1 protein-coding gene and 1 pseudogene are annotated in these 2,287 nt (G+C 64.2%); both read right to left on the reverse strand.

Annotation, left to right across the window (positions count from 1 at the left end; all coding sequences use genetic code 11):
• Positions 1-961, reverse strand: a pseudogene (locus tag BLX41_RS35945) (c-type cytochrome); the annotation flags it as partial.
• Positions 962-1,086: 125 nt separating this feature from the next.
• The coding region (locus tag BLX41_RS35950; RefSeq protein ID WP_259745067.1) for a lipase family alpha/beta hydrolase at positions 1,087-2,287 on the reverse strand (1,201 nt) is incomplete at its 5' end.

Here is a 2,287-nt window from a genome sequence, read left to right on the forward strand (position 1 = left end):
AGCCCAGCTGGAACTTGGCGTTGATCGCGTTCATCACCGCATCCACGGTGAATGTCGGATCGCTGGCACAGTCGTAGGCGAACCACTGGAAGGCCTGGAGCTGCATCAGGTTGGCCGGTGCAGTGGGCACCACCTGGGACACATCGCTGGCGCTGGCCCGGTAGGCACCGGTGTGGCACAGGGCGCAGTTGGGTTCCACCGTCGGGTAGCCCAATTGCCGCTTGGCCATGCCCACCGGCAGGTCCCGGCCGTTCTCGTAGAGGAAGCCGAAGACCTCGTAGCCACCGGGCCGGGGCAGTTTTTCCGGGCACAGTTGCGGCAGCACGGCGAACAGGTAGTAAGGAATCCGCGCCTCGATCCCCAGGCCGATGGCGGCGTACTTGAAGTGATCCTCGTCGGAGGCTTCCGGCGGCTGGGGCACCTCGCGAATCATGTTGACCCACGTGGCATAACCGACCACACCCAGGACCAGCAGCAGGACCAGGCTGCCCACGCGAAAGCTGTGGCGCTTCCAGCGGGCGGCCCAGTACTGGCGCCAGTCGTGCAGCCCGGCGCAGAGCAAGGCCCAGGGCCGGTTGGCCGGGGCACTGCCCAGGTACAGCAGGATGCCGAGGATCAGGAACATGCTGAGGTCGCCCATCAGCATGGGCACGAACACCGTGGCCTGGTTGCTGGTATTGATCAGGTAGATCCAGAACGCCACGGCTATCAGCCGCGACAGCACGCACAGCCAGGAATGCACCACGAAGCGCGGCGCGTTGCAGCCCGAAGGCATGTAGAACAGGCTGATGCCCACCAGCAGCATGCCGGTGTTTTCCAGCCAGGGGTCGGACAGCACCGGCGGCAGGCCGACCACCGCGGTCAGCAATGCCGGGGCAAACAGCGCCGGCAGGGCGAACACCATGTTCATGGCGATGCCCAGCCAGATAAAGCGTTGGAACCAGCGGATATAAGCGTTCATCTGAGCCTTCCCTGCATCCATGTGTAGCCGCTGCCGCAGGCCAGGCTCCAGGAGCCAGCCCTGCGGTACCTATCGCCAAGCCCGGCTGCGGCACGGGCGCGCCGCAGGTCGCGAGCCGGCACTCGTCAGCCCAGGGCGGTCTTCTCCAGGTGCGCCAGCATCAGCGGGTACACATCCACCACGGCGTTCTTGCCGAAGATGCAGTCGATGTGTCCGTAACCCGGCACCACGTGGCGGCTGAACAGCTCGGGGCCATGCAGCTGGCACAGGCGTTCATAGGTCTTCTGGGTGCTTTGCGGCAGGTAGCACTGGTTGTCGGCGCCGCTGATAAAGCAGATGGGCAACTTCAGCCGGTCGAAATGCGGCATGTAGACGTCACGCCCCTTGAAGTCCACCAGGTGCCCCTTGCGACAAATCAGTGCCAGATGCTCGAAGGTCTCGATGTTCGAGGCACCGAACAACTCGTGCAGGTTGTCGTGCAGGGTCTGGTTGAGGGTGTCGTGGCGGTATAGGGAGGCGTACATGAAGGTGATGCGGTGGCACACCGGATTGGTGCAGTAACCCTGGGCCTCGATCCGCGCATAGCCGTTGAGCGCCGTATCGTAGAGCCGGTTGAACAGGCTTTCCTTGCTGTCGGCGTAGGCCGTCAGGGACTTGATGCCGATGGCGTCGAGCATGCCCGGCAGGTGCAATCCGGCCTTGATCCCGGTGGCGGTGGCCACCACGGTGTCGGCGGCAATCTGCGAGCAGACCACCGAACGCACATCCTGCAGGCCCGCCAGCAACGACATGAAGAAGGTCGTGGCGCCATAGCAATGCACCACGCATTGCACGTCACGGGCCCCGGTCGCCTGCTTGATCTGGCCGATGGCGGCCTTGAAATCGTAGGCCGCGATCTGGTCGCCATTGCATTCCAGCTTGCTCGCCGGCAGCAGGATGCTGACCCGGAAATCCAGGAGCCAGACGTCATAGTCGTGCTTGCACAGGTACTCCAGCAGGTTGGTCTGGATGGTGTCGGTGGAGAAGATGTTGGAGCCCACGCCCAGGCCATGCACCAACATCACCGGGCCTTTGCTGCCGGCCTGGTAGCGGGTCAGGCGCAGTTGCACCCGGTCTTCGGTCTCGAAGAACTGCACCGTCGGCACCGGCGCATCCAGGGGCCGCTTGATCCGCGGCGGCGCGTCGGGGTTGAAGTAGATGTCCCCGGCGAATACGCCGCCGTAGCTCTCCCAGAGAATCCCGGCGAAGAACTTGCCGAAGCGCGCCAGGGCCTCGATGCGCTCACGCCCGTTGCGTGCGTTGAGCACCTTCATGGTGGTCATCTGC

The sequence above is a fragment of the Pseudomonas protegens genome (assembly GCF_003732485.1).
Classification (GTDB): domain Bacteria; phylum Pseudomonadota; class Gammaproteobacteria; order Pseudomonadales; family Pseudomonadaceae; genus Aquipseudomonas; species Aquipseudomonas protegens_B.